The sequence below is a fragment of the Aeromonas sp. S13(2024) genome, assembly GCF_041402405.1.
Classification (GTDB): Bacteria; Pseudomonadota; Gammaproteobacteria; order Enterobacterales; family Aeromonadaceae; genus Aeromonas; species Aeromonas veronii.
In genome coordinates, this window is the sequence record NZ_JBGLRA010000005.1 from 13,740 (window position 1) to 37,795 (window position 24,056).

21 protein-coding genes are annotated in these 24,056 nt (G+C 59.2%); 8 read left to right on the top strand and 13 right to left on the bottom strand.

Annotated features, from left to right (window positions below; all coding sequences use genetic code 11):
- Nucleotides 1-83: 83 nt before the first annotated feature.
- The 3 genes from ACB042_RS09150 to ettA form a co-directional block, all read right to left on the bottom strand.
- Nucleotides 84-1,427: an NCS2 family permease gene (locus tag ACB042_RS09150; RefSeq protein ID WP_100646693.1), complete on the bottom strand. Its 1,344-nt coding sequence runs from the start codon at nucleotides 1,425-1,427 to the stop codon at nucleotides 84-86.
- A 264-nt stretch (nucleotides 1,428-1,691) separates the two neighbouring features.
- Nucleotides 1,692-2,021: a hypothetical protein gene (locus tag ACB042_RS09155; RefSeq protein ID WP_005343410.1), complete on the bottom strand. Its 330-nt coding sequence runs from the start codon at nucleotides 2,019-2,021 to the stop codon at nucleotides 1,692-1,694.
- A gap of 93 nt (nucleotides 2,022-2,114) precedes the next feature.
- Entirely contained in the window at nucleotides 2,115-3,782 is a 1,668-nt protein-coding gene (ettA, locus tag ACB042_RS09160; RefSeq protein ID WP_371178276.1) for an energy-dependent translational throttle protein EttA, read from the bottom strand.
- Between the two features lie 242 nt (nucleotides 3,783-4,024).
- Here ettA and ACB042_RS09165 point away from each other — a divergent pair, with 242 nt between their 5' ends.
- Together ACB042_RS09165 and ACB042_RS09170 are read left to right on the top strand one after the other, a co-directional pair.
- Nucleotides 4,025-4,600 carry a Crp/Fnr family transcriptional regulator gene (locus tag ACB042_RS09165; protein WP_335820502.1) on the top strand — a complete coding sequence of 192 codons (576 nt, stop codon included), beginning with the start codon at nucleotides 4,025-4,027 and terminating at the stop codon, nucleotides 4,598-4,600.
- Nucleotides 4,601-4,657: 57 nt separating this feature from the next.
- On the top strand, nucleotides 4,658-5,221 hold the full coding sequence (locus tag ACB042_RS09170; RefSeq protein WP_335820503.1) for a YgjV family protein: 564 nt from the start codon (nucleotides 4,658-4,660) through the stop codon (nucleotides 5,219-5,221).
- A gap of 8 nt (nucleotides 5,222-5,229) precedes the next feature.
- On the opposite strand, the gene ACB042_RS09175 is transcribed toward ACB042_RS09170, so the two are convergent.
- From ACB042_RS09175 to ACB042_RS09190, 4 genes are all read right to left on the bottom strand, one after another.
- Nucleotides 5,230-6,087: a lytic transglycosylase domain-containing protein gene (locus ACB042_RS09175; RefSeq protein WP_335820504.1), complete on the bottom strand. Its 858-nt coding sequence runs from the start codon at nucleotides 6,085-6,087 to the stop codon at nucleotides 5,230-5,232.
- A gap of 155 nt (nucleotides 6,088-6,242) precedes the next feature.
- Complete coding sequence (locus tag ACB042_RS09180; RefSeq protein WP_043822919.1) at nucleotides 6,243-6,431, bottom strand: hypothetical protein; 189 nt, start codon at nucleotides 6,429-6,431, stop codon at nucleotides 6,243-6,245.
- A 201-nt stretch (nucleotides 6,432-6,632) separates the two neighbouring features.
- Complete coding sequence (locus ACB042_RS09185) at nucleotides 6,633-7,238, bottom strand: DUF2076 domain-containing protein (protein WP_371178277.1); 606 nt, start codon at nucleotides 7,236-7,238, stop codon at nucleotides 6,633-6,635.
- A gap of 82 nt (nucleotides 7,239-7,320) precedes the next feature.
- Nucleotides 7,321-8,253, bottom strand: a complete 933-nt coding sequence (locus tag ACB042_RS09190; RefSeq protein WP_047438191.1) for a LysR family transcriptional regulator — start codon at nucleotides 8,251-8,253, stop codon at nucleotides 7,321-7,323.
- A gap of 330 nt (nucleotides 8,254-8,583) precedes the next feature.
- On the opposite strand from ACB042_RS09190, the gene xapA reads away from it, so the two are divergent.
- The 4 genes from xapA (at nucleotide 8,584) to ACB042_RS09210 (ending at nucleotide 12,530) form a co-directional block, all read left to right on the top strand.
- Nucleotides 8,584-9,411: a xanthosine phosphorylase gene (gene xapA / locus ACB042_RS09195; protein WP_323930754.1), complete on the top strand. Its 828-nt coding sequence runs from the start codon at nucleotides 8,584-8,586 to the stop codon at nucleotides 9,409-9,411.
- Between the two features lie 25 nt (nucleotides 9,412-9,436).
- Entirely contained in the window at nucleotides 9,437-10,696 is a 1,260-nt protein-coding gene (locus ACB042_RS09200; protein ID WP_047438187.1) for a NupC/NupG family nucleoside CNT transporter, read from the top strand.
- Nucleotides 10,697-10,758: 62 nt separating this feature from the next.
- Nucleotides 10,759-11,562: a deoxyribose-phosphate aldolase gene (gene deoC, locus ACB042_RS09205; RefSeq protein WP_335830437.1), complete on the top strand. Its 804-nt coding sequence runs from the start codon at nucleotides 10,759-10,761 to the stop codon at nucleotides 11,560-11,562.
- A 56-nt stretch (nucleotides 11,563-11,618) separates the two neighbouring features.
- Nucleotides 11,619-12,530: a DMT family transporter gene (locus tag ACB042_RS09210; RefSeq protein ID WP_371178278.1), complete on the top strand. Its 912-nt coding sequence runs from the start codon at nucleotides 11,619-11,621 to the stop codon at nucleotides 12,528-12,530.
- Nucleotides 12,531-12,536: 6 nt separating this feature from the next.
- Here ACB042_RS09210 and ACB042_RS09215 read toward each other — a convergent pair whose 3' ends face one another.
- On the bottom strand, nucleotides 12,537-13,550 hold the full coding sequence (locus ACB042_RS09215; protein WP_144714226.1) for an NAD-dependent epimerase: 1,014 nt from the start codon (nucleotides 13,548-13,550) through the stop codon (nucleotides 12,537-12,539).
- Between the two features lie 309 nt (nucleotides 13,551-13,859).
- Between ACB042_RS09215 and ACB042_RS09220 the strand changes: the two genes are divergently transcribed.
- Nucleotides 13,860-14,471, top strand: a complete 612-nt coding sequence (locus ACB042_RS09220) for a YitT family protein (protein ID WP_088870052.1) — start codon at nucleotides 13,860-13,862, stop codon at nucleotides 14,469-14,471.
- Between the two features lie 101 nt (nucleotides 14,472-14,572).
- On the opposite strand, the gene ACB042_RS09225 is transcribed toward ACB042_RS09220, so the two are convergent.
- The 5 genes from ACB042_RS09225 to ACB042_RS09245 all read right to left on the bottom strand — a co-directional run bounded on the left by ACB042_RS09225 (nucleotide 14,573) and on the right by ACB042_RS09245 (nucleotide 20,729).
- Nucleotides 14,573-15,604, bottom strand: a complete 1,032-nt coding sequence (locus ACB042_RS09225) for an ABC transporter ATP-binding protein (protein WP_371178279.1) — start codon at nucleotides 15,602-15,604, stop codon at nucleotides 14,573-14,575.
- The gene (locus ACB042_RS09230; protein ID WP_371178280.1) at nucleotides 15,601-16,659 is read right to left on the bottom strand and encodes an ABC transporter ATP-binding protein; all 1,059 of its coding nucleotides are present in this window, start codon (nucleotides 16,657-16,659) and stop codon (nucleotides 15,601-15,603) included. The genes ACB042_RS09225 and ACB042_RS09230 overlap by 4 nt, the downstream gene beginning before the upstream one ends.
- Nucleotides 16,660-16,690: 31 nt before the next feature.
- A complete protein-coding gene (locus ACB042_RS09235; protein ID WP_064338688.1) occupies nucleotides 16,691-18,508 on the bottom strand; it encodes an extracellular solute-binding protein in 1,818 nt (605 codons plus the stop codon).
- 149 nt (nucleotides 18,509-18,657) lie between these two features.
- Entirely contained in the window at nucleotides 18,658-19,701 is a 1,044-nt protein-coding gene (locus ACB042_RS09240) for an ABC transporter permease (RefSeq protein WP_013724081.1), read from the bottom strand.
- Nucleotides 19,702-19,703: 2 nt separating this feature from the next.
- Entirely contained in the window at nucleotides 19,704-20,729 is a 1,026-nt protein-coding gene (locus ACB042_RS09245; RefSeq protein ID WP_005349436.1) for an ABC transporter permease subunit, read from the bottom strand.
- 739 nt (nucleotides 20,730-21,468) lie between these two features.
- Here ACB042_RS09245 and ACB042_RS09250 point away from each other — a divergent pair.
- Nucleotides 21,469-23,994 (top strand): TonB-dependent receptor, encoded by a 2,526-nt coding sequence (locus ACB042_RS09250; protein ID WP_058057271.1) that lies wholly within the window; start codon nucleotides 21,469-21,471, stop codon nucleotides 23,992-23,994.
- Nucleotides 23,995-24,056 lie beyond the last annotated feature (62 nt).

A 24,056-nucleotide genomic window follows, 5' to 3' on the forward strand; every position in this document is an offset into this window, starting at 1 on the left:
TCACAGCGCAGGGGCGAGAAGCATGATCCGGCAAATAAAAATGGGCTCCCTGTCGGGAGCCCATCGGATTGCACTAGTCATTATCAGTGACTGTCGACCCATACGAACTTGAGCACGAACAGCAGGGCAACCACCAGCACGCAGGGGTTGATCTCGCGCCAGCGGCCGGTGCCCGCCTTCATCACGCAGTAGGAGATAAAGCCCACGGCGATCCCCTCGGTGATGGAGAAGCTGAACGGCATCATCACTGCGGTCATAAAGGCCGGTACTGCTTCGGTCAGATCTTCCCATTTCACCCGGGTCAGCTCGGAGCACATCAGCACGCCCACATAGATAAGGGCGCCAGCGGCGGCATAGGCCGGCACCATGGCCGCGACCGGGGAGAAGAAGATTGCCAGCAGGAACAGGATACCGACCACGATGGCGGTCAGACCGGTACGGCCACCGACGGCAACGCCGGAGCTGCTCTCGATGAAGGCGGTGACCGAGGAGGTACCCATAAAGGCGCCGCCGACGGAGCTCACGCTATCGACCAGCAGTGCCTGCTTCATGCGCGGGAAGTGCCCCTTGTCATCAGCCAGCTTGGCGCGGTTGGTGACGCCGATCAGGGTGCCGGAGGAGTCGAACAGGTTGACCAGCATAAAGGAGAAGATGATCCCGGCGAGGCTGATGTCGAGCGAGCCCATCAGATCCAGCTGGCCGAACACCGGTTCGATGCTGGGGGGCATGGAGACAAAGCCCTTGAAGGTGACATCGCCAAACAGCCAGCCCAGACCCGTGGTGACCACGATGGCGATCAGCACGGCGGAGTGGACGCCGCGAGCGGAGAAGATGCAGATCAGGAAGAAACCGAGCAGCCCCAGCAGGCAGGGCAGGGAGGTGAGGTTGCCCACGGTTACCATAGTCGCGGGGCTGGCCACGACGATCCCGGCGTTGTGCAGGCCGAGCAGGGCGATCAGCAGACCGATACCGGCGGTGATGCCAACCCGCAGGGTGAGCGGGATGTTGCCGATCAGCCAGTAGCGCACCCGCAGCAGGGTGAGGATCAACAGACCCATGGCGCCCCAGAAGATGGTGCCCATGCCCACTTGCCAGGAGTAACCCATACCTGCAACCACCACGAAGGCGAAGAAGGCGTTGAGGCCCATGGCGGGGGCCAGCGCGATCGGCAGGTTGGCCAACAGGCCCATCAGGATGCTGCCGATACCGGCGATGAGGCAGGTGGTGACGAACACGGCCTGGGTGTCCATGCCCGCAGCAGAGAGGATCTGCGGGTTGACGAACACGATATAGACCATGGTCAGGAAGGTGGTGATACCGGCGATCACTTCGGTGCGGGCGGTAGTGCCATGGCCTTGCAGGGCAAACAGGCGCTCAAGCAATCCTTGCCCGGCGGCCTGATTGGCAGCTTGGTGTTGTTGATTCATGTTGGATTCCAATAGGTGACGTGAAATAAGCAGCAGGGGAACGGGCTATCCCATCCATGCGGGGTAAATTGCCCTGTTTCTGGCGGTTAAGTAACCAGACTCGTCCTGATACCGTGACAGCGCGCACATTTTTACACAGGCGGCGCCGTTTACAAACCCCGGATCTGCGAAGCAGATCAATGAATAGAGTAAAAATTCAAACGTTTGCTTTTTGAGCATGATAAAAGGTTCTCAGCAGAGAACCTTTTATCGAAAATTGGGGGCTTACAGGGTTTTGAAGTAGCGCTCGACCAGCTGGGCTAGCACCGAGTCGAGCCGGTCTTGTACTTCACCCAGTTCACGGCCGAAGCGGCGCAGAAAGAGGCTTGCCTGCTCTTCGGTCAGCTTGCGCCCCTCGATAAAGAACTCCTGCTCAGGCAGTTGCTTGTCGTAGCGGGGGATCAGCACCCAGCTCACCAGCTCGGGCTCCACGGCGGCAAAAATCTTGGCGGCAGCAGCACAGAAGGTCTCTATGTGCTCCTTGCCATCCGGCCCGAGGCAACCCGGTTCAACCCGGATCTGGATGGTGAGTTTTTTCTCTATGGGGGTCGTCATCGTGCTACATCCATGCAAAGGCATCCGTCTAGGATTGTAAGTCAAAAGGCAAGAGAAAGGGGAGCCGAAGCTCCCCTCAACACGCAGTCAGCCCTATTTGGCGATGCGCTTGTACTTGGCGCGATGGGGCTGGATCGCCTCGGCGCCGTAGGTCTTCTTCTTCCACTCTTCGTATTCGGTAAAGTTACCTTCGAAGAACTCGATCTTGCCCTCATCCTGATAGTCGAGGATGTGAGTGGCGATACGGTCGAGGAACCAGCGGTCGTGGGAGATGACCATGGCACAACCCGGGAACTCCAGCAGGGCGTTCTCGAGGGCGCGCAGGGTTTCGATATCCAGATCGTTGGTCGGTTCATCCAGCAGCAGCACGTTGCCGCCGGTCTGCAGCAGCTTGGCCAGATGCAGACGACCACGCTCACCACCGGAGAGTTCGCCAACCCGCTTCTGCTGGTCGGAACCCTTGAAGTTGAAGCGGCCGATGTAGGCGCGGCTCGGGAACTCGTAGTTGCCGATGCGCAGGATATCCTGACCGTCAGCGACCTCTTCGAATACCGTCTTCTTGTCATCCATGCTGTTGCGGAACTGATCGACAGAGGCCAGTACCACGGTTTCACCCAGGGTGATGGAGCCGGAATCCGGCTGCTCCTGACCCGACATCATGCGGAACAGGGTCGACTTACCGGCACCGTTCGGGCCGATGATGCCGACGATGGCGCCCTTCGGAATGGCAAACGACAGATCGTCGATCAGTACACGATCACCGTAGGATTTGCGCAGGTTGGCCACTTCCACCACCTTGTCGCCGAGGCGCGGTCCGGGCGGAATGAACAGCTCGTTGGTCTCGTTGCGCTTCTGGTAGTCGTTGGTGTTGAGCTCTTCGAAGCGAGCCATACGGGCCTTGGACTTGGCCTGACGCCCTTTCGGGTTTTGACGAACCCACTCCAGCTCTTTCTCGATGGACTTGCGACGGGCCGCTTCGGAACTTGCTTCCTGCGCCAGACGGGCGTCCTTCTGCTCCAGCCAGGAGGAGTAGTTGCCTTCCCACGGGATACCTTCGCCGCGGTCCAGCTCCAGGATCCAGCCCGCCACGTTGTCGAGGAAGTAACGGTCGTGGGTGATGGCCACAACAGTGCCTTCGTAGTCGTGCAGGAAGCGCTCCAGCCAGGCCACGGATTCCGCATCCAGGTGGTTGGTCGGTTCGTCCAGCAGCAGCATGTCCGGCTTTTCCAGCAGCAGACGGCAGAGTGCCACACGGCGGCGCTCACCACCCGAGAGGTGCTTGATTTTGGCATCCCAGGCCGGCAGGCGCAGGGCATCGGCCGCACGCTCCAGCTGGTTTTCCATGTTGTGGCCACCCTGAGCCTGGATGATGGCTTCCAGCTCGCCCTGTTCGCGGGCCAGCTTGTCAAAGTCGGCATCCGGGTCGGCGTAGGCCGCATAGACCTCGTCCAGACGGGCCATGGCGCGCTTCACTTCGCCAACGGCCTCTTCGACCGCTTCGCGTACGGTCTGCTCCGGCTCCAGCTTCGGCTCCTGCGGCAGGTAGCCGATCTTGATGCCGGGCTGCGGACGGGCTTCCCCTTCGATCTCGGTATCGATGCCCGCCATGATGCGCAGCAGGGTCGATTTACCGGCGCCGTTCAGACCCAGCACGCCGATCTTGGCGCCCGGGAAGAAGCTCAAGGAGATGTTCTTGAGAATATGACGCTTGGGCGGCACTACCTTGCCGACCCGGTTCATGGTGTAAATAAATTGAGCCATTGGCTAATTCTCTTCCTTTTCAGCAGGTTAATGTCTTGGCATTAACAGACTGATGTCGTGGTGGGGCCAGGTCGACACAGGTCAACCGGGTTCCAAAAAACCCGTCGATTGTAAACCAACGGACGAGGGGGGGCAAAGGTGGCACCCGGCTATGTCCCCCCTTTGCCGCAGCGGTCACGCCTTGCTGCATCAGCCGTGCAATTTGGGCATGATGTGGGCTGCCGTTTTGTTCCGGAGCCGTCATGAACCCATCTCCTCAAGCCCCCTCATTGGCCGCCTTTCTCTGCACAATGGGATTGGACGCCGCGCTGAGCGAAGCCATCAGCCTGCGCTTGCCACGGCAGACGCTGCGCGCCGGTCAGGCACTGTTGGCGCAAGGGGCAGAGCAGGAAGCTGCCTTCTATATCGAAGCGGGCATCACTCGCGCCTGCCACTACACCCGGGACGGACAGGAGCGCTGCAAGGAGTTCTACTTCGAGGGGGAACTCTGCCTGCTCTATGACAGCTGGCTCACGGGATCGATCGCCCGCTACCAACTGGAGGCGCTGACGGAGCTGCAGGTGGTGCGGGTGCCGCTCGCCCTGCTGGATGAGCCCATCTGGCAGCCGGTCTGCATGGCCCTGCTGCGTCAGCAGCTCGGTTACAAGGAGCGCAAGGAGGCGTTTTTGCTGCTCCATTCCCCCGAAGAGCGTTATCGGGAGCTCTGCCACACCTTCCCCCACTGGCCTGCACGACTGACCCAAGTACAGCTCGCCAACTACATCGGTATCAGCCCGGTCACCCTGTCACGGATCCGCAGGCGCATTAACACGGGTTAATGCCGCTCTCCGGCCATCCCCTCATGCTGCGCCATCCAAATGACGGATGAGGGGTGGATGATGTCGCTGTTTCTGTGGTCGCAACTGGTGGTGAGCCTGGCCTTGTTGCTCGATCTGTTGTCGTTTCAGTTGCGGGATCGCCGCAGGATCCTGGCCTGCCTGGCCCTCTCCTGCGCCCTCAATGCCGGTCACTTTGCCCTGCTCGGGCAGTGGTCGGCCGCCTGCCTGTTGCTGCTGGCCAGCGTGCGCTTTGTTGTGAGTATCTGGCTGGTTCGCCGCATCTTGATGTGGTTTTTCATGGGGTTGGCCTGTGCGGCAGCGCTGGCAACCTATCAGGGCCTGCTCTCATTGGTCGGGCTGCTGGCGAGCCTGCTGCAAACCCGGGCCGCGTTTTGCCCCGACGATCGCCAGCTGCGGCGCTGGATGCTGCTCGGCACCCTCTGCTGGCTGGGCAACAACCTGCTGGTGGGCTCACCGGTCGCCGTGCTGATGGAGGGGCTGTTTCTGGTCAGCAATCTGGTGGGCTACTACCGCCACTATGGCTTCTATTATTGGGGGCGTGGCCGCCACAGTGAGCGTAGAAAGATAAGTGTGCCACCTTCCGATCGGGCGAGCTCCTGACTTTCCGCTCAGGGCTGTTTGTGACCAGCGAAGTAAAGCACCCGTTTCACATACTCCTGCGTCTCATCATAGGGTGGGATCCCGCCATAGCGTTCCACCGCTTTTTCCCCGGCATTGTAGGCCGCCGAGATCAGCACCCAGTTGCCATCGAAGCGGCGATCCAGCCATTTGAGATAACTGACGCCGCCCTTGATGTTCTGGGCCGGATCGAATGGCCGGGTTACCCCGAACCGTTGCTGGGTTTCGGGGATCAGCTGCATTAGCCCCTGAGCATTCTTGGGTGAAACGGCGCGGCTGTTGAGATTGGATTCGGCGATGGCAATCGCCAGTACCAGCCGGGCATCCACCTTATGGTGTTTGGCGGCGTGACGGAGCATGGTGACCAACTTTTGCTTGGCGGGGGGTTGGCGGGCAACCCAGGAGTCGACATTGAAGGGGGTGGAGGGGAGCCCGGCCAGATAGCCACCCTGACCGCCACGGATCCCGATGCCGCACTGATCACCCATGGGAGCATTGCCGATGCGGGCGTTGTAGTAGCGGGCAGCCTGTCGGTTACCAAGGCGCATTGCCATGGCGAGGTAGCTGTTGGCCAGCTTGGCGCTGCGTACCGAGGCGGGGCCGGTGGCGAGCAGGCGGCCGATCCGGAAATATCCTTCGGGATTGCCGGTGCTGGCGGCGACACAGTAAAGGGCGATGGCCTTTTGCAGATTGCCGTGTTGCTGGGCCACTTGACCCTGCTTGATCGCCGTCAGCGCCTTGGGGGCCTGTCTGAAATCCCTGCCTTGTGCCATCGCCCGCGGCGTACCTGCCAGTAACAACGACAAAAAAAGCAGCAAAAACAGTCCGTTTTCGCTGATGTGCCTCATGGGTTATCTCCTGTTTGAGTACAGAAGATATAGAGGAACATGGCTGCTATCGCCACGAACCCAGTGGATCCTGTTGTTATAGCCGGTTGATTTCAGAGAGCAAAACGGTATGGAACTAATGGCATTGCGAGAGTTTCACACCATTTTTCATCCGGTTAAAAGTCGTGGTGATACTCCTGCTCATCCAGCACGGCGGGAGGAAGCGCGCGATAGAAGCTGCCAATTTCGCTGACAACCCAGAGCGAAAGCAGGGCCAGCAGGCTAAGCAGGGGAAGCAGAGAGTGGCTCTGGGTCAGAGCATAGGCCGCAATGGCGGCACCGGTCAAAAGCAGGGTTCGGATCATGAGGTGGCTCCTTGTCGTCATGGGGGGGCGTGGCCACGGACAGAGCGCCTGGGGTCGGGAGTTGTTCCCGGGTGGCACGAAGCGCGCTGAGTATATCGCGTCATGCCGCTGCCGATCCGTGGTGTCATCACACTTTCCATAGTCATGGGTTTCGTATCGAGTTGAGCCCCGCCAGATGCGGGGCCAGTAATGGTTTGACGGTCAGAAGAAACCGCCGTTGTTATCGTCACTGTCGGCCCAGCCGCCACTCTGGCTATCGTCGTCGAGAAAATTGCTGCCAGCATCGGGGGGTGAATCCCAGCCGTCCCAGCGAACCGGTTCCGCATCGACCGGATTGGCGATGGGGGCAGGCTCTATGATGTCGATGATCTCCTCGGGGCGGTTGTTGTGAAACAGTCCGCCGATCATATCGGCCAGCATCACGCCACCGGCCACACCGGCGGCGGTTTGCAGGGCGCCCCCTAAAAAGGAGCTGGCACGGGATGCTGGCTGGGCAGAAGCGGTTGCCGGTGGCGGCGTAAAGTGCGGAGGCGGGCTGCTTTCGCTACCAAACAGGCCGGAGAGAAAACTGCCACCACTTGGGGTGCTCTGGCTGGCTTCCAGCTCCTTGACCCGCTCGTTGAGGCGAGTAAGGGCAGCCTGCTGAATTAGCAGCGCCTGGGCCATGTAGTAGGGGGCATCGGGCTGCTGGGCCAGATGCTGGCGGATCAGCTGATCCGCTTGTGGGTCTCGCTTGCTATCCCTGGCTTGCGCTTGCTTGAGGCGGTCGAACAGCCCATCGATCAGACCCTGTTCCTGTGATTGCATCTCAAATCCTCGCTATGGTGCGCAGACAGTGCGTTTAGCCATCCTAAAACCCGCGGGGCATCAGTGGTATCTGATTAACTCATCAATGACCGGAAGGCTGATTCATCTGTTCGCTCATGGTGTCGATGAAGTGGCGGATCGCTGCTGATTGCCCGTCATCTGGCGGGATATAAAGCACGCAGAGATCGGCGGGGATCGCCTGTTCGAGGCGGATGAAGCGGACGTGGGGCCACTTCTGGCGGGCGTAGCTGGCAGGCACCAACGCTACCTGTTGGCTGGTGGCCACCACCGCCATCAGAGTGTTGGGTTCAACCACTTCCTGATTGAGGTGGGGGTAGAAACCCTCTACCAGGCAGGCGTTGATGATGAGATCGGTAGAGGAGGAGTTGGCGCGGCTCATCAGCACGAACTGCTCCCCGGCAAGTTCAGGCAAGGAGACCAGTTTGCGATCTCGCAGCGGATGCTCGTCCGATACCACCAGCACCATGGATTCACGATAGACAGTCTCGGCCAGCAGTGGGTGGATGTTGACGGTATCGGCGAAGCGGGCGAGGCCGAGATCTATCTCATTATTGGCCAGAGCCTGCTTCTGCCGCTCCGGGGAGAGCTCGGTAAAGGTGATTTCGAACACGGGGTAGCGCTGGTGGCACTGGCGGATCACCTCGCCAAAGCCGGCCCAGAAGATGGAGCTGACCAGCCCGATGCGGATCTGGTTGCGCTCCATGCGTCCCGCCTGAACTACCCGGTTAAGGCCACTTTCCAGCACGTCAAACAGCAAAGTGCACTCGGCTTGCAGCAGACGGCCGGTGGCTGTGAGGCTCACCTGGCGGGTATGGCGCTCGAACAGTGTCAGCCCCAGCAGGGATTCGAGTTCCTTTATCTGGGCGCTGAGCGGTGACTTGGAGACATTGAGCTGCTGGGCTGCCCGGCTGAAGTGACCATGACTAGCCACTGCATGGAAGTAGCGCAGCATCTTGAGGGTGACGCGATCGCGCCAGTGACTGTCTAGAGCCAAGTGACCTCCTTCGATTGCTGATAGAGAACCGGGGGCGATCCCCGTCAAAGTTTTCACTGTCCGTGCAGATAGCAGCAGGGCCGCTGCGCGGCGGATGGCCGATCTGCTTCACACCTTTGTCGGGCCGTTTTGACCCTGCCGAATCGGGTTGGCGATAAAACGGGCCCAATCAGCACTACTGATGTCTGTTCCTGCCGTTTGCAGCCATTCCCTTGAGGGTTATTGTGCTGAAAATCGGGATAGTAAGGCCGATTTTAGCGATTTTTATCGCTCAATACCTCTCCTAGAGTGAGCGTCATGTCTCATTCACAGCCTCAAGAGGTACAGCTCATGCAACAAGATCCGGTACTCAACGCCGTCGCCACCATTCTCGCCTGCAAGCCAGGTTTCGCTCCCCGCGCCGCCATGATCCTGGGCTCTGGCCTCGGCGTGCTGGCCGATGCTCTGCAGGAGAAGGTCACCATCCCCTATGAGGAGCTGGATGGTTTCCCGGTAAGCACGGTAGCGGGCCACAGCGGCGAGCTGGTGCTCGGCAAGCTGCACGGAGTGGACGTGATCTGCATGAAGGGGCGCGGTCACTACTACGAACACGAAACCATGAAGGTGATGACCACCCCGGTGCGCACCTTCAAGCGTCTGGGCTGCGAGCTGCTGCTGGTGACCAATGCGGCCGGCTCGTTGCGCCCGGAGCGGATCGGAGTCGGCTCTCTGGTCATCTTCAACGATCACATCAACACCATGCCGGGCACTCCCATGACAGGGGCCAATGACGAGGCCTATGGCCCGCGTTTCTTCAGTCTGGCTAATGCCTATGACAAGGCGCTGCGCAACGAGGCGCTGGCGCTGGCCGAGCGGGAGGGGATCGCCGTCAATCAGGGAGTGTTCGTCTCCTACAGCGGCCCCTGTTTCGAGACCGCGGCCGAGATCCGCATGATGCAGATCATCGGTGGCGACGTGGTGGGGATGTCGGTGGTGCCAGAAGTGGTCAGCGCTGCCCACTGTGCCCTGCCGGTACTGGCCATCTGCGCCATCACCAACATGGCGGAGGGGCTTGGTGACGTGCAGCTCTCCCACGAGCAGACCCTCAAGTGCGCCAAGCTGGCGGAAACGGACTTCATCCGCCTCATCAACGTCTTTATCAAGCACCACTTCCAGTAAGCAGGGAAAGACCAGGAGGTCAGTTATGTTTGCAGCAGGATTTCTCGGTATGGCGGTGCTGATCCTCATCGCCGTGCTCGCATCGACCAACCGCAGGGCCATTCGTCTGCGCACAGTGGGGTTGGCGCTGGCCTTGCAGGTCGCCATCGGTGCCTTGGTGCTCTATGTGCCATTGGGGCGCCGGGCGCTGGAGGGGATGGCTCACGGGGTTGATGCCGTGCTGGCGAGTGGCAAGGCAGGCATCCACTTCCTGTTTGGCAACCTGGTCAACTTCTCGGTGGACGGCATCGGCTTCGTGTTTGCCCTCAATGTGCTGCCGCTGGTGGTGTTCTTCTCGGCGCTGATCGCCGTGCTCTACTACCTCGGCATCATGCAGGTGGTGATCCGCTTCATCGGCGGCGCCATGGCCCGTCTGCTAGGCACCTCCCAGACCGAATCCATGTCTGCGGTGGCCAACGTCTTCGTCGGCCAGAGCGAGGCGCCGCTGGTGGTCAAACCCTACATGCCCAAGATGAGCGATTCGGAGTTCTTCGCCGTCATGTGTGGTGGCATGGCTTCGGTCTCCGGCACCGTGCTGGCGGGTTACGCCATGATGGGGGTCGACATGCAGTACCTGTTGGCCGCCTCCTTCATGGCTGCGCCTGGCGGTATCCTGTTCGCCAAGCTGATCATCCCCGAAACCAGCCAGCCGGACTATGTGTTCGACAACAGCATCCAGTTTGACGGCAAGAAGCCGGAGAACGTTCTGGCGGCGGCAGGCGAGGGTGCCAGCAGCGGCCTCAAGCTGGCGGCGGCCATCGGCGCCATGCTGATCGCCATGATCGGGCTGGTGACCCTGGTCAACACCTTGTTGGGCGGGGTGGGGGAGATGGTGGGCATGCCGCTCTCTCTCGAACTCATTCTGGGCTGGATCTTCTCGCCGCTTGCCTTCCTACTCGGGGTACCGCTGGCGGACATCGGCATCGCCGGCGCCATGATCGGCAAGAAGCTGGTGGTAAACGAGTTTGTGGCCTATAGCGACCTATCTCCCTACCTGAAGGATGCCAGCACTGTAGCTGCGGCCGGTCTGCAGGTGCTGGAGGAGAAGTCCAAGGTGATTATCAGCTTCGCTCTGTGCGGCTTTGCTAACCTGGCTTCCATGGGGATCCTGATCGGCGGCCTCGGCACCCTCTGCCCTTCCCGCACCGACTTTATTGCCCGCTATGGCCTGCGTACCGTGCTGGCTGCCACCAGTTCCAACCTGATGAGCGCCGCCATCGCCGGGATTTTCTTCTCTCTGGCCTGAGCGTCCCATCCCTTGTCCAGGGGCGCCGCGGTGCCCCTTCCTCATCCCAACAGGAGCCTTCCATGATTCCAGATACTGTTTTTGAACCTGTCTGTACCTCCACCGAGGCTGCCATACGGGCCATCCGCTTGATGGATCTCACCAGCCTCAACGACGATGACCACGATGCGCGCATCATCGCGCTTTGCCATCAGGCGCAGACCCCCATCGGCAACACCGCCGCCGTCTGTATCTATCCGCGTTTCGTGGGGCTGGCCAAGCTCACCCTGGCGGCGCAGGGTACTCCCGAGGTCAGGGTTGCCACCGTGGTCAACTTTCCGCACGGTGACGATGACCCGGCAACTGTGCTGGCTGAGACCCGTACAGCCCTCACAGATGGTGCCGACGAGATCGATCTGGTGATCCCCTGGCGTGCGCTCAAGGCGGGGGACGATATGCCAGCCCGGGCGCTGGTGCGCGGCTGCAAGGCGTTGTGCGGAACTCGGCGGCTCAAGGTGATCATCGAATCCGGTGAGCTGCAGGATCCCGCGCTTATCCGCGCCGCCTCACTGCTCGCCATCGAGGAGGGGGCCGACTTCATCAAGACTTCCACCGGCAAGGTGCCGGTCAATGCCACCCCAGCGGCGTGCCACATCATGCTGGCGGCCATCGCCGAGTGCGGTGCGCAGAACCAGGTCGGTTTCAAGGCGGCAGGCGGGGTGAAAAGTGTGCAGGACGCTGCGGAGTATCTGGCCATGGCGGCAGCACACTTTGGCAATGAGTGGCTGGTTGCCGAACATTTTCGCTTTGGTGCTTCCAGCCTGCTCGGCCAGTTGCTGGCCACTGTTGAGGGCAAGACGCCGGTTGCTGCCGACGGCAGTTATTGAGTTATTCCAATCCAGTGCGGCGCCCGGCGGGGCGCCCCTTTGCACAGGTGCATGCCATGTCCCATCCCCGTTTTCATTTCGTGCAGGCTCACGGCAAGGTGTTGTTGTTCACCCTGCTCATCAGTCTCTCCTTTCCCATCGGTAGCGCCCTCACCGCGGTGCTGGACCCTCTGGTGGTCACCTGGGCGCGCTACTTGCTGGCGGCGCTTACCTTCGTGACTCTACTGGCTTGCCAACGTCGTCTGGTGCTGCCTTCGCTGCGGGATCTGGGGCGTTATACCCTCATCTCGCTGCCGGCCCTCTGCTACTTCGTCGCCATGTTCGTGGCGCTGCAGGAGACCAGCGCCCTCGATGCCAGCGCGCTCTACACCACGGTTCCCCTCATCAGCGCGCTGGCCAGCATGCTTATGTTACAACGCCGCATCGGTTGGTCGATGGCGTTTGCATTGCTGGGGGGAATGGTGGCGGCTGCTCTCATCAACTTTCGCGGTGAGCTGAGCCAGCTGGCGAGTCTGAGCCTCACCCCCAGCAATCGCATCTATCTGCTTGGCTGTGTGGGGATGGCCCTCAACCCCATAGTGGTGAAGCGCTATTACCGGGGGGAGTCGTTTGCCCATCTCACCTGCTGGACTCTGATCTGCGCCACCCTGTTGCTCACTCTGGTGGCAGCGCCGCGGCTGCTGGCGACCGACTGGCAGCAAGTGTCACTGACGCTCTGGCTTGGTCTTGCCTATTTGGCGTTGTTTGCCACTGCGCTCAGCTTCTTTTTGTTTCAGCAGGGGAGTGTGGTGCTGCAGCCGGAGCAGGTCTCGGCCTACACCTACCTGATCCCGGTACTGGTGCTGTTGACCGGCATGTTGAGCGGGGAGGAGGTAATCTGGCGGCAGGTGGGCTGGGGTGTGCTCGGCGTGCTGCTGACCATGGCGGTCATGGTACTGGTGCCTGTTCGGCAGGCACGTCGCGCCTGAAGCAGGTCAGCGGGCGGGCCGGTAGTAGTCGAGAAACCAGCGGACAAACTCGGCAACACCCTGCTTGAGGGGCGTGGCGGGGCGCAGGCCGGTGAGGGTGTGCAGCGGTTCGCTGTCGGCCCAGGTAGCGTGCATGTCACCTGCCTGCATCGGCAGCATCCGCTTGATGGCGGGTTTGCCGATGGCCTCTTCCAGCGCCTCGATAAAATCGAGCAGCCGTACCGGCTGGCCGTTGCCGATATTGAGGATGCGGTAGGGGGCTGCGCTCTCGGCCACGTTATGCTCGCTGGCGTGCCAATCGGGATTGGGGCGGGGCGGCTGATCGGCGACGGCGAGGATCCCCGCGACGATGTCATCTATGTAGGTGAAGTCGCGGCTGAGAGCGCCGTGGTTGTACACATCGATAGGCTCACCCGCGAGGATGGCGCGAGTGAACTTGATGATGGCCATGTCGGGCCGCCCCCAGGGGCCGTAGACGGTAAAGAAGCGCAGCCCTGTGGTGGGCAGGCCATAGAGCGCCGAGTAGGCGTGGGCCATCAGCTCGCCACTCTTCTTGGTGGCGGCGTAGAGGGAGACCGGGTGATCCACCCGCTGTGCGGTGGAGTAGGGCATCTGATCCCCCATGCCATAGACCGAGCTGGAGGAGGCGTAGATGAGGTGCTGAATCCCGTGGTGACGACACTCCTCCAGCACCGTCAGCATGCCGGTGAGGTTGCTGTCGGCATAGGCGAACGGATTGTCGATGGAGTAGCGCACCCCCGCTTGCGCCCCCAGATGGATCACCCGCTCGAAGCGGTGGCGGGCAAACAGGGTCGCCATCGCCTCGCGATCCGCCAGATCCAGCCGCTCGAAGTGAAAATGGGGGAAACTGGCCAGCTGGGCCAGCCGCGCCTCTTTCAGACTCACCTCGTAGTAGTCGTTGAGGTTGTCGAGCCCCACCACCTGATGACCTGCGGCGCACAGCTTGCTGGCCACATGAAAACCGATAAAACCGGCGACGCCGGTGACCAGATACGTCATGGTTGGGGTCCTGTGCAGGTCATGGGGCTCCTTACGGTGAAGGGAAAAGGGGGCTGCGCGCTTTGTAGCAGAGCCGGCGCGTTTGTGCCATGGCAAACCGCCTCTGTCGGCGCGGCATGCTGCATCTTGGTGCAGCAGGTGTCAATGCCAGATGACAGGCACCAGAATGGGGCGTTCAGCCTGACTGTTGTGATCCTTTTCACAAAAAATAGACTGGACCCCATAACGAAGCCCTGTGGACTGGGCTCGCAGCCCGCCCGCAACGGCAGGCGACAGACACTCTCTCTTTACTTCGCTTGGATACAGGTTATGGACAACACCTCGATTCGCACTGCCCATCCCATTTATGAGGATGTGCTGGCCCTGCTGACGGCGGCCGGCTTTGTTTCTCTCGGCATCTTTCTGTTTCATCAGGTTGGCCTGCTCACTGGCGGCACCGCCGGGCTGGCGCTGCTGCTGCAAAAGGTGACTGGCATCAGCTTCGGCCTGCTGTTTTTCGGCATCAACCTGCCCTTCTATGCGCTGGCATGGCTGCGGATGGGGCCCCGTTTTACCTTCAACACCTTTGTCTCGGTGGCGGCAGTCTCCTACATGACCGATCACCTCAACGGTGTATTGCAGATCGGCAAGATAGAGCCCCTCTATGCGGCGCTGATCGGCGGCACCCTGATCGGCATGGGGCTGCTCATCATGTTTCGCCACAAGTCGAGTCTGGGGGGCTTCAACATTCTGGCGCTCTTTATTCAGGATCGCTTTGGCATCCGGGCGGGCAAGCTGCAGATGGGGCTCGATTGCGCCATTGTTGTTGCCTCGTTTTTCGTGGTGCAGCTCTGGATCCTGGCGCTATCCATCGTGGCGGCGGTTATCTGTAATCTGGTGTTGACACTCAACCACAAGCCCGGCCGTTACCAGATTGCCTGACAAGCTGCGGCAGTGGCTCGATAAGACAAGCGTGACCCGATAGCACGAGGCGGCCTGATGGCCGCCTCGTCTGTTTCTACCCTGATGTTTGTTCGCTGCGCCTAGCTCGCCTGCTCCAGCCTGCTGTCGCCGCTCATGGCGTTGTCACTGATGGCGTGACCACCAACAGCGAGCGGAGTGTGGCAGGCCACCTGATGATGGGACTCATCACACGCCTCAAGCTTGGGCGCCTTGCTTTTGCACAACTCGGTCGCATGGGGGCAGCGCTGGTGGAAGTGGCAGCCGCTTGGCGGCGAGATGGGGGAGGGCACATCGCCGGTCAGCAGAATGCGCTGGCTGCGCCTGCGCGGGTCCGGCACCGGAATGGCGGAGATCAGCGCCTGGGTATAGGGGTGGCGCGGCGCCAGATAGAGCGACTGGGCATCCGCCAGCTCGACGATCCGTCCCAGATACATCACCGCAATCCGATCCGAGATGTGTTTGACCACCGACAGATCGTGGGCGATGAAGATGATGGAGAGGTTCATCTCTTGCTGCAGGCTGAGCAGCAGGTTGACGATCTGTGACTGCACCGAGACATCAAGGGCCGAGACTGCCTCGTCGCACACCAGCAGCTTGGGCTTGAGAGCGATGGCGCGGGCGATGCCGATCCGCTGGCGCTGACCGCCGGAAAACTCGTGGGGGTAGCGATCCACGGCGCTGCCCGGCAGGCCCACTTTTGCCAGCAGCTCCTGTACCCAGCCGCGGCGCTGCTCAGTGTTGCCTTTACCGTGGATGATAAAGGGCTCCTCCAGGATCTGACCCACGGTGTGGCGGCTGTTGAGGGATTCTGCAGGGTCCTGAAACACCATCTGCATCTCCTGACGCAGGGAGCGCATCTCCTTCGGGCTGAGGGCGGTGATGTCGCGCCCCTCGAAGGTGATGGTGCCTGCGGTCGGCTCGAACAGCTTGAGCAGGCTGCGCCCGAGGGTGGACTTGCCGCAGCCCGACTCACCCACCAGCCCCAGCGTCTCCCCCTGTTTCAGGTCGAAGCTGATGCCATCCACCGCGTGAACCGTATATTGCTTGCGCAGGAACCCGCCTCCCAGCCGGAAGTGCTGTTTCAGATCCCTGACCGATAACAGAGTGCTCATACGGTCAACTCCTTCCAGTAGTGACAGGCGACATGGTGGCGCGGATTGAGTTGCTCCACCGCCGGAATGGCGCTGATGCAGAGATCGGTGGCGTGGGGGCAGCGGTTGGAAAAGCGGCAGCCAGCGGGCATCTCGTGCAGGGCTGGCACCTGTCCCTTGATGGTCTTGAGCAGGCTCTTGGGCTCATCCTCGAGTCGCGGGATCGAGTTCATCAAGCCGTGGGTATAGGGGTGACGGGGATGGCCAAACAGCTCGAACACGTCGGCCTGCTCTACCGCCCGCCCGGCGTACATCACCACCACTTCGTCGCACAGCTCTGCCACCACCCCCAGATCGTGGGTGATAAAGATGATGGCCATCCCGGTCTGGGCTTGCAGCTCTTTCATCAGTTCGAGGATCTGGGCCTGAATAGTGACATCCAGCGCCGTGGTCGGCTCGTCGCAGATAAGCAGGTCTGGCTCGCAGGAGAGGGCCATGGCGATCATCACCCGTTGGCGCATACCGCCGGAGAGGTTGTGGGGATAGACCGCAAAGCGCTGGGCCGGTTCCGGGATCCCCACCTTCTGCAGCATGGCGATGGCCGCGGCTTTGCGCTGGGCCTTGTCATACTCGGGGCGATGGAGGCGAAACACCTCCATCAGCTGCTCCCCCACCGTCTGCACCGGGTTGAGGGCCGTCATCGGCTCCTGAAAGATCATCGAGATGCGGTTGCCGCGCACCTTGTACATCTGATCCGGTGCAAGCGACAGCAGCTCCTCCCCCTGAAAGCGGATGGAGCCTGCTACCACCTGACCGTGGGGCTTGGGCAGCAGCCCCATGATGGCGAGTGAAGTGACACTCTTGCCACAGCCGGACTCGCCGACGATCCCCAGCGTCTGACCCGGTGCCACCTTGAAGCTGACCCCGTCGAGCACCTTGATCTTGCCGTCATCGACGGCGAACTCCACCTCGAGATCGCGTACTTCGAGGATTGGGGCTGGGTGCTGGCCGCTATCAGCGGCGAACTCCACCCCGTTATCCGGTACGTCAAGAATGGGGGCCTGGGTGTTGGGCATAACGGCTGCTCCCTTCGCAATGGCCTGAATATCAATGACGTGCATAGGTCTTGTCGAGCAGGTTGATGGGCGCCAGCGCCTCCCCTGCCTCCTTGGCGTTGCGGGTCTCTTCCTTCACCTTGGGATCGAGCCAGAGCAGACCGCCGCTACTGTGAGGATAACCGTCCATCGGCCAGTAGAGCAGATCCGGCGTGTTCTTGGTGGCAGGAACTTCCGGCAGCATCACATAACGCCAGCTGCTGGCCCGCACATAGTTGAGCTGCACCCCGGGCACGAAGATGGCGAGGTCATAGATGCGCTGCTGGATCTGCTGGGAGAGCTTGGCCCGTTTGGCCATGTCGAATTCGACGTTGTAGGCGTCGATCAGCGCGTCCAGCTCCTTGTCAGCCACGTTGAACAGGTTGTTGGTCTGCGGTTTGTTGGCGTTGGCGGAGTGGAAAAACTCCCAATATTGCGGATAGAGACCGCCGCCGCCCCAACCGAGCCAGGCCGCTTCGTGTTTCTTCTCCAGCATCACCTTGAAACCGGTGGCGCCATCCACCAGATTGAGCTCCAGATCCAGACCCGCTTTCTTGGCCTCTTCTTTCAGCACGGTCAGGCGCTTGGAGTGCTCCTGACTGGTGTAGGTGAGTGCCAGCGTCAGCCGCTCACCCTTCTCATTTTGCAGGATGCCGTCCGGCCCCGGCTTGTTGTAGCCGCCCTTGGCAAAGTACTCCCGCGCCTTGCCAATGTCATAAGCCCGCTCCGGCAGCGTGATGTCAGTGAACTCGCCAAAGCCCGAGTCGAAGGTGGTGGCTCTGTCGTAATCGCCGCGCAGCACGGTCTCGATCATCTTGTCGATGTTGAAGGCGTGCTGGATGCCGAGGCGCACGTTTACGTCCGCCAGCTTGGGGTTGGCCACATTGAGGTGAACCCCCTGACCTCCCTGTTTGGTATCGGTCATGGCCATTACCTTCTGCACGTACCCCTTCTTGTACTCCGGGGTGACCGCTTTTTCATGCCACCAGTTGGGCAGGATCATCTCGAAGGTATCGATCTCCCCTTTCAGGAAGTGGCGGAAGGCGATGTTGTGGTCGCGGATCACCTGCACCTTGATGGTGTCGATGTTGAATCTGTGCTGGTTGTAGCGATCGTCTTTTGCCCACCAATCCTTCTGCTTGCTGAAGGTGACCGACTTGCCCTTCTTGACGTCGCTGATCACGTAGGGACCTGTGGTGGGCACCACGGCCCAGTTGTACTGCTTCACCCAGTTAGGGGTCAGCTTGTAGTAGTGCTTGGGCTGGGGCCACAGCTCGGTGGTGTTGAGCAGGTCCATCTTGGCCTTGCGGTTGCCCGCTTTGACCATAATGGTGTGGTCGTCGATCTTCTCTACCGCTACCACTTCAGTGGTGTAGTAGTTGTTGAACCAGGGCCCCTTGATGTGTTTGGAGCGCATCATCTCGTAGCCGAAGGTGTAGTCATCGGCATTGACCGGCTTGCCATCCGACCATTTGGCTCGCGGATCCAGCTTGAAGTAGACGGTCTGGCTGTCTGGCGCGATGGCCCAGTGGGTAGCCAGCGAGGGGATGGGGTTGCCGGTATTGGGGTGGAAGCTGATGAGCCGTAGTTGGTTATCGAGAATAAAGGAGCGGAACGATCCGTTGGAGTCAGGCCCCACGGTGCGGAACGTCAGCGGAAAGCTCTCCACAAACATATTGAGGCTGCCGCCCGACAGCGCCTTGGGGGAGGCGAACACAGGATCCGTGTCGTTGGTCTCCCATTTGAGATCCGCGGGCAGGCTGGCCGCCCAGACCCAGGATCCGTTTACCAGCACAAAGAGAGCACCTATCCATTTGATTTTATTTTTCATGTTTGACTTCCAGGTCTGGCCCCTGCACTGGGGGTCTTGATTGATAACGGGATTATCCCTTGCTCCCGGGACCGCCGATGGCGGCGGCCCGTCCTTCATTAATCACTGTTCGTTACCCGACGCCAGCCGATGCACTGGCATCGGCTGGCTTATTGGTAACGGGTAAATTTGCGCGGATCGAACGCCTCGCGGATCGCCTCACCGATAAAGGAGACCATGATCAGCACCAGACTCACCGCTGCCACCACAGAGCTGACGATCCAGATGGCATCCAGATTGTTGATGCCCTGGGAGAGCAACTCCCCCCAGCTCGGGGTCGGCGGTGCCAGCCCGAAGCCCAGATAGTCGAGTGCCGTCAGGGTGGAGATATTGCCCACCACGGCGAACGGCGCCAGGGTGACGATCATCATCAGGGTGTTGGGCAGGATGTGGTTGAAGATGATCCGCCCGGTGGTTGCCCCTTGTGCCCGCGCCGCCATCACATAGTCCCGCGCCCGCTCCTTGTAGGTGAGGGTGCGCATATACCAGGTGATCCCCATCCAGCCGAACAGCACGTTGATGGCAACAAACAGGCCGAAGTTGGGCTTGGCCAGCGACACCAGGATCATGATGACATAGAGAAACGGCACCTGGGACCAGATCTCGATAAAGCGTTGCAGGATGAGGTCGAAGCGGCCGCCGAGAAAGCCCATCAGACAGCCGATGGTTACCCCGATGGCGTAACTGGCCGCCAGCGCGATAAAGGCAAAGCCGATGGCGATGCGAAAGCCGTAAACCAGCCGCGCCAGTACGTCGCGGCCGCTGGTGTCGGTACCGAGGAAGTGGCGCTCGGCCGCGCTGGGGGCGTAGGGCGGGTAGGCATCCTCCTTGAAATCCTGCTCGTAGGGATTCCAGGGCACCGGCGGCAGCAGCACCCAGTCGCCCTGGCCCTCTGCGGCAAATTTGGCCTTGAGCTGGCGGTAGTTGGTTTCGTACTCGTAATCGAGCCCGAACTGCTGGCCGGGGATCACATCGCCATAGGTGGGGAAGTGCAGCTGGCCCTGATAGCTCACCATCAGTGCCCGACTGTTGACCAGCAGCTCCGCCAGCAGGGAGAGCAGCACCAAGGTGGTGAAGATGATGAAGGAGTAGTAACCGCGCTTGATCGACTTGAAGCGCTTGAGTTTTTTCAAGGTAACCGGATTGAGCTTCATGGTCAGTCTCCAAACCGCACGCGGGGATCAACAAGGGCAACACAGATATCGGAGACGATATTGCCAATCAGCATCAGCATGGAGGTGATGGCCAGAATGCCCATGACGGTGGGGTAATCCCGCTCGACGATAGCCTCGTAACCGAGCAGGCCGATGCCGTCGATGTTGAAGATGGTCTCGATGAGGAAGGAGCCGCCAAAGAAAACGGTGAGCACAGACCCCAGGTGACTGGCGATGGGGATCAGACTGTTGCGCATGGCATGGTCGGTGACCGCCTTGCGAAACGGTAACCCCTTGGCCACGGCGGTACGCACATAATCGGCCGACAGGTTCTCCATCAGGCTGTTTTTCATGGTCATGGTGAGGATGGCGAAATCGCCGATGGCGTAGGCGATAAGCGGCAGCAGGGCGTGGGCAAAGACAGTGCGGATCTGATCCCAGCTGCTCTCCATGTATTCAAAGTCATCCCCCGGAAAACCGCCCATCGGCAGCCACTCCAGATGGAAGGCGAAGACGGTGATGAGGAAGATCCCCACCACGTAGGCGGGCAGGGCATAGGCCATGTAGATAAGCATGGAGCTTAACGAGTCGAAGCGGCTGTTGTGCCTGAGCGCCTTCGCCACCCCGAGCGGGATGGAGACCGCATAGCTCAGCAGAAAGGTCGCCAGTCCGAAGAAGGCGGTGACGGGGAGCCGATCCTTGATGAGATCCCACACCGGCTCGTAGTAGCGGGTTGATTCGCCCAGATCCAGCACCGCCAGCTTCTGCAGCCACTCCCAGTAGGCGACCAGCATGGGCTTGTCGAGACCATAGAAGGCCTTGAGCTCCTCGATCTGCTCATCTGAGAGGGCCTGTGCCCCCTTGCTGCCACTGGAGCGGCCAGATTCATTCTGGGATACCTGGGCTTGCAGCAGCATGCGTTCGACCGGTCCGCCCGGCACGAAACGGGTGATGGTGAAGACGAGCAGGGTGATACCGAGAAACGTCGGAATGATCAAAAGCATCCGGCGTAGGAAATACGACAGCATGGTGGAACCTCGTCCTTGTTGTTCTTTTTTGCGGCCAGTCAAATCCGGTGACGGGCCTGTCCTTCCTGGCATTACGCGCTGAATTGGTTGCCAAACAGCAGACAATCCGCTTGGCCACTGTAAAAGCTCTGCAACAAAAATCAAGTACAAGGAAATGGAAAACTGGGACAAATGACCCGCTGAGACCAAAAGCACCGAAAAATGACGTTTTTTATCTGAAAAGTGAAAATCAAAACAAAACGCTACTGCTCAACATTATTTTAAAAAATATAAACAGCTGTTTGTTTGAGTTTTTGGTGTTTTTAAGTTGTTGATTTTAAATGTTTTTATTTGGGGGGTGAAATTGAGGGAAAACGATATCATCTCGACGATTTTAACTGTTATCCCCATGGGAGCGGTCAGGTTCAACCCTCATGAAGTTAGTGTTTTATTCTTATTAAGGCCGATAAATCAAAATAAGATATAAACGGACAGCACGTTAACTAATAAGTTCATCAAATTTTAATTCAGCGCCATTTACGCCATTTAACAATGCCTTTACATTGTGCAAGTTGTTTTTGGCAGAATTATTCACTAATTATGTCGGTCAGAATTAATACACTCCGCTTATTCTACGCTTGACCTCGCCACACCCCTGCTCCATTGACGTCGCTAGTCAAAGATTGATAAGCCTTACACATCGCTCCAAAGAGGGCGGTATCAGGAAGCAAACAATAAACAACCAGGAAGGATATAAGCGATGCTTAGGAAGAGCAGAATCTCTGCTGCGATTGCGTTCGCCTTGGCGAGCCTTGCGGCGGCCCCATCCGTATCTGCCGAAGAAGGGCAGAACGTCGAAAAACTGCAGAAAATCAAAGTCACTGGCTCCCGTATCTCCCGTGTTGATGTTGAGGGGGCGACTCCGGTTGTCTCTGTCAGTAAGGCTCAAATTGAACAGTCTGGTCAGCAGACTGTGGCCGATTATCTGAAACAGGCCTCCTACAACTCCTTTGGTGGTTTCTCCCCATCCTCCGGTAGTTCTGCCCAGTCACAAGCCACAGTAGGGCTGCGTGGCTTGGGCTCAGAACGTACCCTGGTGCTTCTCAATGGCAAACGTGTTGCTGGATCCCCCTCCATGGGGGGCACTTCCATCAACCTCAATACCATCCCCATGGCTGCTGTTGAGCGAGTAGAAGTGAACCTGGATGGCGGCTCCGCACTCTATGGTTCTGATGCTATCGGCGGTGTTATCAACGTGATCCTCAAGGAGGGTTTCGAAGGGTTGACATTCCAAGGGCGTCTTGGCTCACCAACCGAAGAGGGCGGTGATGAGAAGAGTGGCTCTGTGGTTGCGGGCGTCAATGGGGAGAAAGGGTCCCTGATGATGGTTTACGAGCACGATGAGAAGGACGTGATCTACTATCGTGACCGTGACTATCTGGCTTTACAAGGTGCAATGTCCCCCAGCGTTGCTGGCCGTAACATCATGGATTTAGATACAGGTGATCTGAAGCAGCTTGCAGGTATCAACTGTGCCAATGTCGGGACCGGCTTTGTTGAGCAGGATGGTTTGTGCAACTTTGATTTCGCCAAGGTCGCAGCTAAAACAGCCTCTCGTTCTCGCGATACTGTCTATGTGAATGGTCGCTATCACATCAATGACAGCGTGGATTTTGTTCCTCAGTTTATCGGCTCTCGGGTGACCAGTTTTGGCCGCTTTGCCCCTGCTGCGGGCTCGTTTGTGAGTGATGATCCTGCGTTGTTGGCTGCGAACGGAATCACTGGCGGTCAGGCTGCAATTTTCTATCGATTCAACAATATTGGTCCCCGTGATAACGATGTGACTGACTTTACCGGCAGCATGAACTTGGGCTTTGACGGTGTACTACCTACCGAGGCCGTTGGGGATGTTGAATGGAACGCCGGTTACATGTACTCCAAGACTGACAATACCAGCGATGGTAGCGGTTATATCCTCAAAAGTGCTGCCCGTAATGCAATCAAAGATGGCAAGTTCACCAATGGTGAGTTTGATAAGTCAGTAAATGATCTGTTGTCCTACGATACCTCGCGTACTTCCAAGATGGACTTTTTCCAGTGGTATGGCGGTTTGGGTTGGGAAATGGGCGAACTGCCTGCCGGTCCAATCGGTTGGTACTGGGGCTCCGAGTATAACGACTGGACTTACTCCGATACCTATGACAGTCAGTCTGAAGCAGGCAACGTCATAGGTTCATCCGGCAACTCCGGTGGTGGTGTGCGCGATGTGTTTGCCACCTATATCGAGAGCCTGATCCCCATCACCGAGCAGGTCGAGCTGAACCTGGCGGGTCGTTATGACAAGTACAGCGACTTTGGCAGCGCCTTCTCGCCCAAAGCGAGCCTGCGTTACCAGCCGCTAGACAACTTGATGTTCCGGACCTCCTGGTCACAATCGTTCCGGGCGCCGGGGTTGGATGATCTCTATGCCGCAGACTCATTCTCTGCTGACTATGCCAAGGACTATGTACGCTGCAATGCTACCGGCACAGCTAACTGTCCTGAGAAACAGTATGACGTTACCCGCCAGTCCAATAAAAATCTGAAGGAGGAGACGGCTGATACCTTCACTATCGGGGCTGCTTACAATCCGCTGGATAACTTGAATCTGTCACTCGATTACTACTACATCAAGATTGATGATGTGATCCAGCTAGCCACGGCACAAACCCAGATTTATCAGGAGCTGAACAGTGGCAGCAACCCGAACGTAATTCGTCTCCCCAACGGCACCATCAAGGAGATCAAGGCTGGCATGGTCAACTTGGGGCAACTCAAGACCAGTGGTGTAGATTTTAAAGCCGATTACAAGTACGACTTCAACACCTTCACCCTGCGTTATGACTTCGGTGGTACTTACATCCTGCAGTACGAAGAGGGGCTGTTTGCCGGTGGTCCGATGATCGACAAGAAGGGTTGGAATGGCAAACCTGACTTGCGCCTCAACTCCGGGATCGGTGCCAACTTCCCGCAGCTGTGGAATCTGGATACCTACCTGAGCGCCAACTATATCGATTCCCAGAGCCAGGACTATGTTGATGGTCAGGAAGAGGGTCATATCGCTTCCAACACCGTCTGGAACCTGAACGTCGCAGTCGATACCAGCTGGAATGGCAAGATCCAGACCGGTGTGAAGAACATGTTCAACCGTGGCCCCTCCCTGTCCAATGATGGCTTCACTTACGATGAAGACCTCTACAGCATCGACGGTCGCATCTACTACATCGACTACACCCAGAAGTTCTAATCAACCCTGTTGATATACAACCTCAGCCGGCCCGGTCGGGCCGGCTGTGCCCAACGTCCAAG

Bases quoted from the DNA above. Each gene is read 5' to 3' on its own strand.
- ACB042_RS09150 (WP_100646693.1), bottom strand. From the start codon at position 1,427: ATGAATCAACAACACCAAGCTGCCAATCAGGCCGCCGGGCAAGGATTG.
- ACB042_RS09155 (WP_005343410.1), bottom strand. From the start codon at position 2,021: ATGACGACCCCCATAGAGAAAAAACTCACCATCCAGATCCGGGTTGAA.
- ettA (WP_371178276.1), bottom strand. From the start codon at position 3,782: ATGGCTCAATTTATTTACACCATGAACCGGGTCGGCAAGGTAGTGCCG.
- ACB042_RS09165 (WP_335820502.1), top strand. From the start codon at position 4,025: ATGAACCCATCTCCTCAAGCCCCCTCATTGGCCGCCTTTCTCTGCACA.
- ACB042_RS09170 (WP_335820503.1), top strand. From the start codon at position 4,658: ATGATGTCGCTGTTTCTGTGGTCGCAACTGGTGGTGAGCCTGGCCTTG.
- ACB042_RS09175 (WP_335820504.1), bottom strand. From the start codon at position 6,087: ATGAGGCACATCAGCGAAAACGGACTGTTTTTGCTGCTTTTTTTGTCG.
- ACB042_RS09180 (WP_043822919.1), bottom strand. From the start codon at position 6,431: ATGATCCGAACCCTGCTTTTGACCGGTGCCGCCATTGCGGCCTATGCT.
- ACB042_RS09185 (WP_371178277.1), bottom strand. From the start codon at position 7,238: ATGCAATCACAGGAACAGGGTCTGATCGATGGGCTGTTCGACCGCCTC.
- xapA (WP_323930754.1), top strand. From the start codon at position 8,584: ATGCAACAAGATCCGGTACTCAACGCCGTCGCCACCATTCTCGCCTGC.
- ACB042_RS09200 (WP_047438187.1), top strand. From the start codon at position 9,437: ATGTTTGCAGCAGGATTTCTCGGTATGGCGGTGCTGATCCTCATCGCC.
- deoC (WP_335830437.1), top strand. From the start codon at position 10,759: ATGATTCCAGATACTGTTTTTGAACCTGTCTGTACCTCCACCGAGGCT.
- ACB042_RS09210 (WP_371178278.1), top strand. From the start codon at position 11,619: ATGTCCCATCCCCGTTTTCATTTCGTGCAGGCTCACGGCAAGGTGTTG.
- ACB042_RS09215 (WP_144714226.1), bottom strand. From the start codon at position 13,550: ATGACGTATCTGGTCACCGGCGTCGCCGGTTTTATCGGTTTTCATGTG.
- ACB042_RS09220 (WP_088870052.1), top strand. From the start codon at position 13,860: ATGGACAACACCTCGATTCGCACTGCCCATCCCATTTATGAGGATGTG.
- ACB042_RS09225 (WP_371178279.1), bottom strand. From the start codon at position 15,604: ATGAGCACTCTGTTATCGGTCAGGGATCTGAAACAGCACTTCCGGCTG.
- ACB042_RS09230 (WP_371178280.1), bottom strand. From the start codon at position 16,659: ATGCCCAACACCCAGGCCCCCATTCTTGACGTACCGGATAACGGGGTG.
- ACB042_RS09235 (WP_064338688.1), bottom strand. From the start codon at position 18,508: ATGAAAAATAAAATCAAATGGATAGGTGCTCTCTTTGTGCTGGTAAAC.
- ACB042_RS09240 (WP_013724081.1), bottom strand. From the start codon at position 19,701: ATGAAGCTCAATCCGGTTACCTTGAAAAAACTCAAGCGCTTCAAGTCG.
- ACB042_RS09245 (WP_005349436.1), bottom strand. From the start codon at position 20,729: ATGCTGTCGTATTTCCTACGCCGGATGCTTTTGATCATTCCGACGTTT.
- ACB042_RS09250 (WP_058057271.1), top strand. From the start codon at position 21,469: ATGCTTAGGAAGAGCAGAATCTCTGCTGCGATTGCGTTCGCCTTGGCG.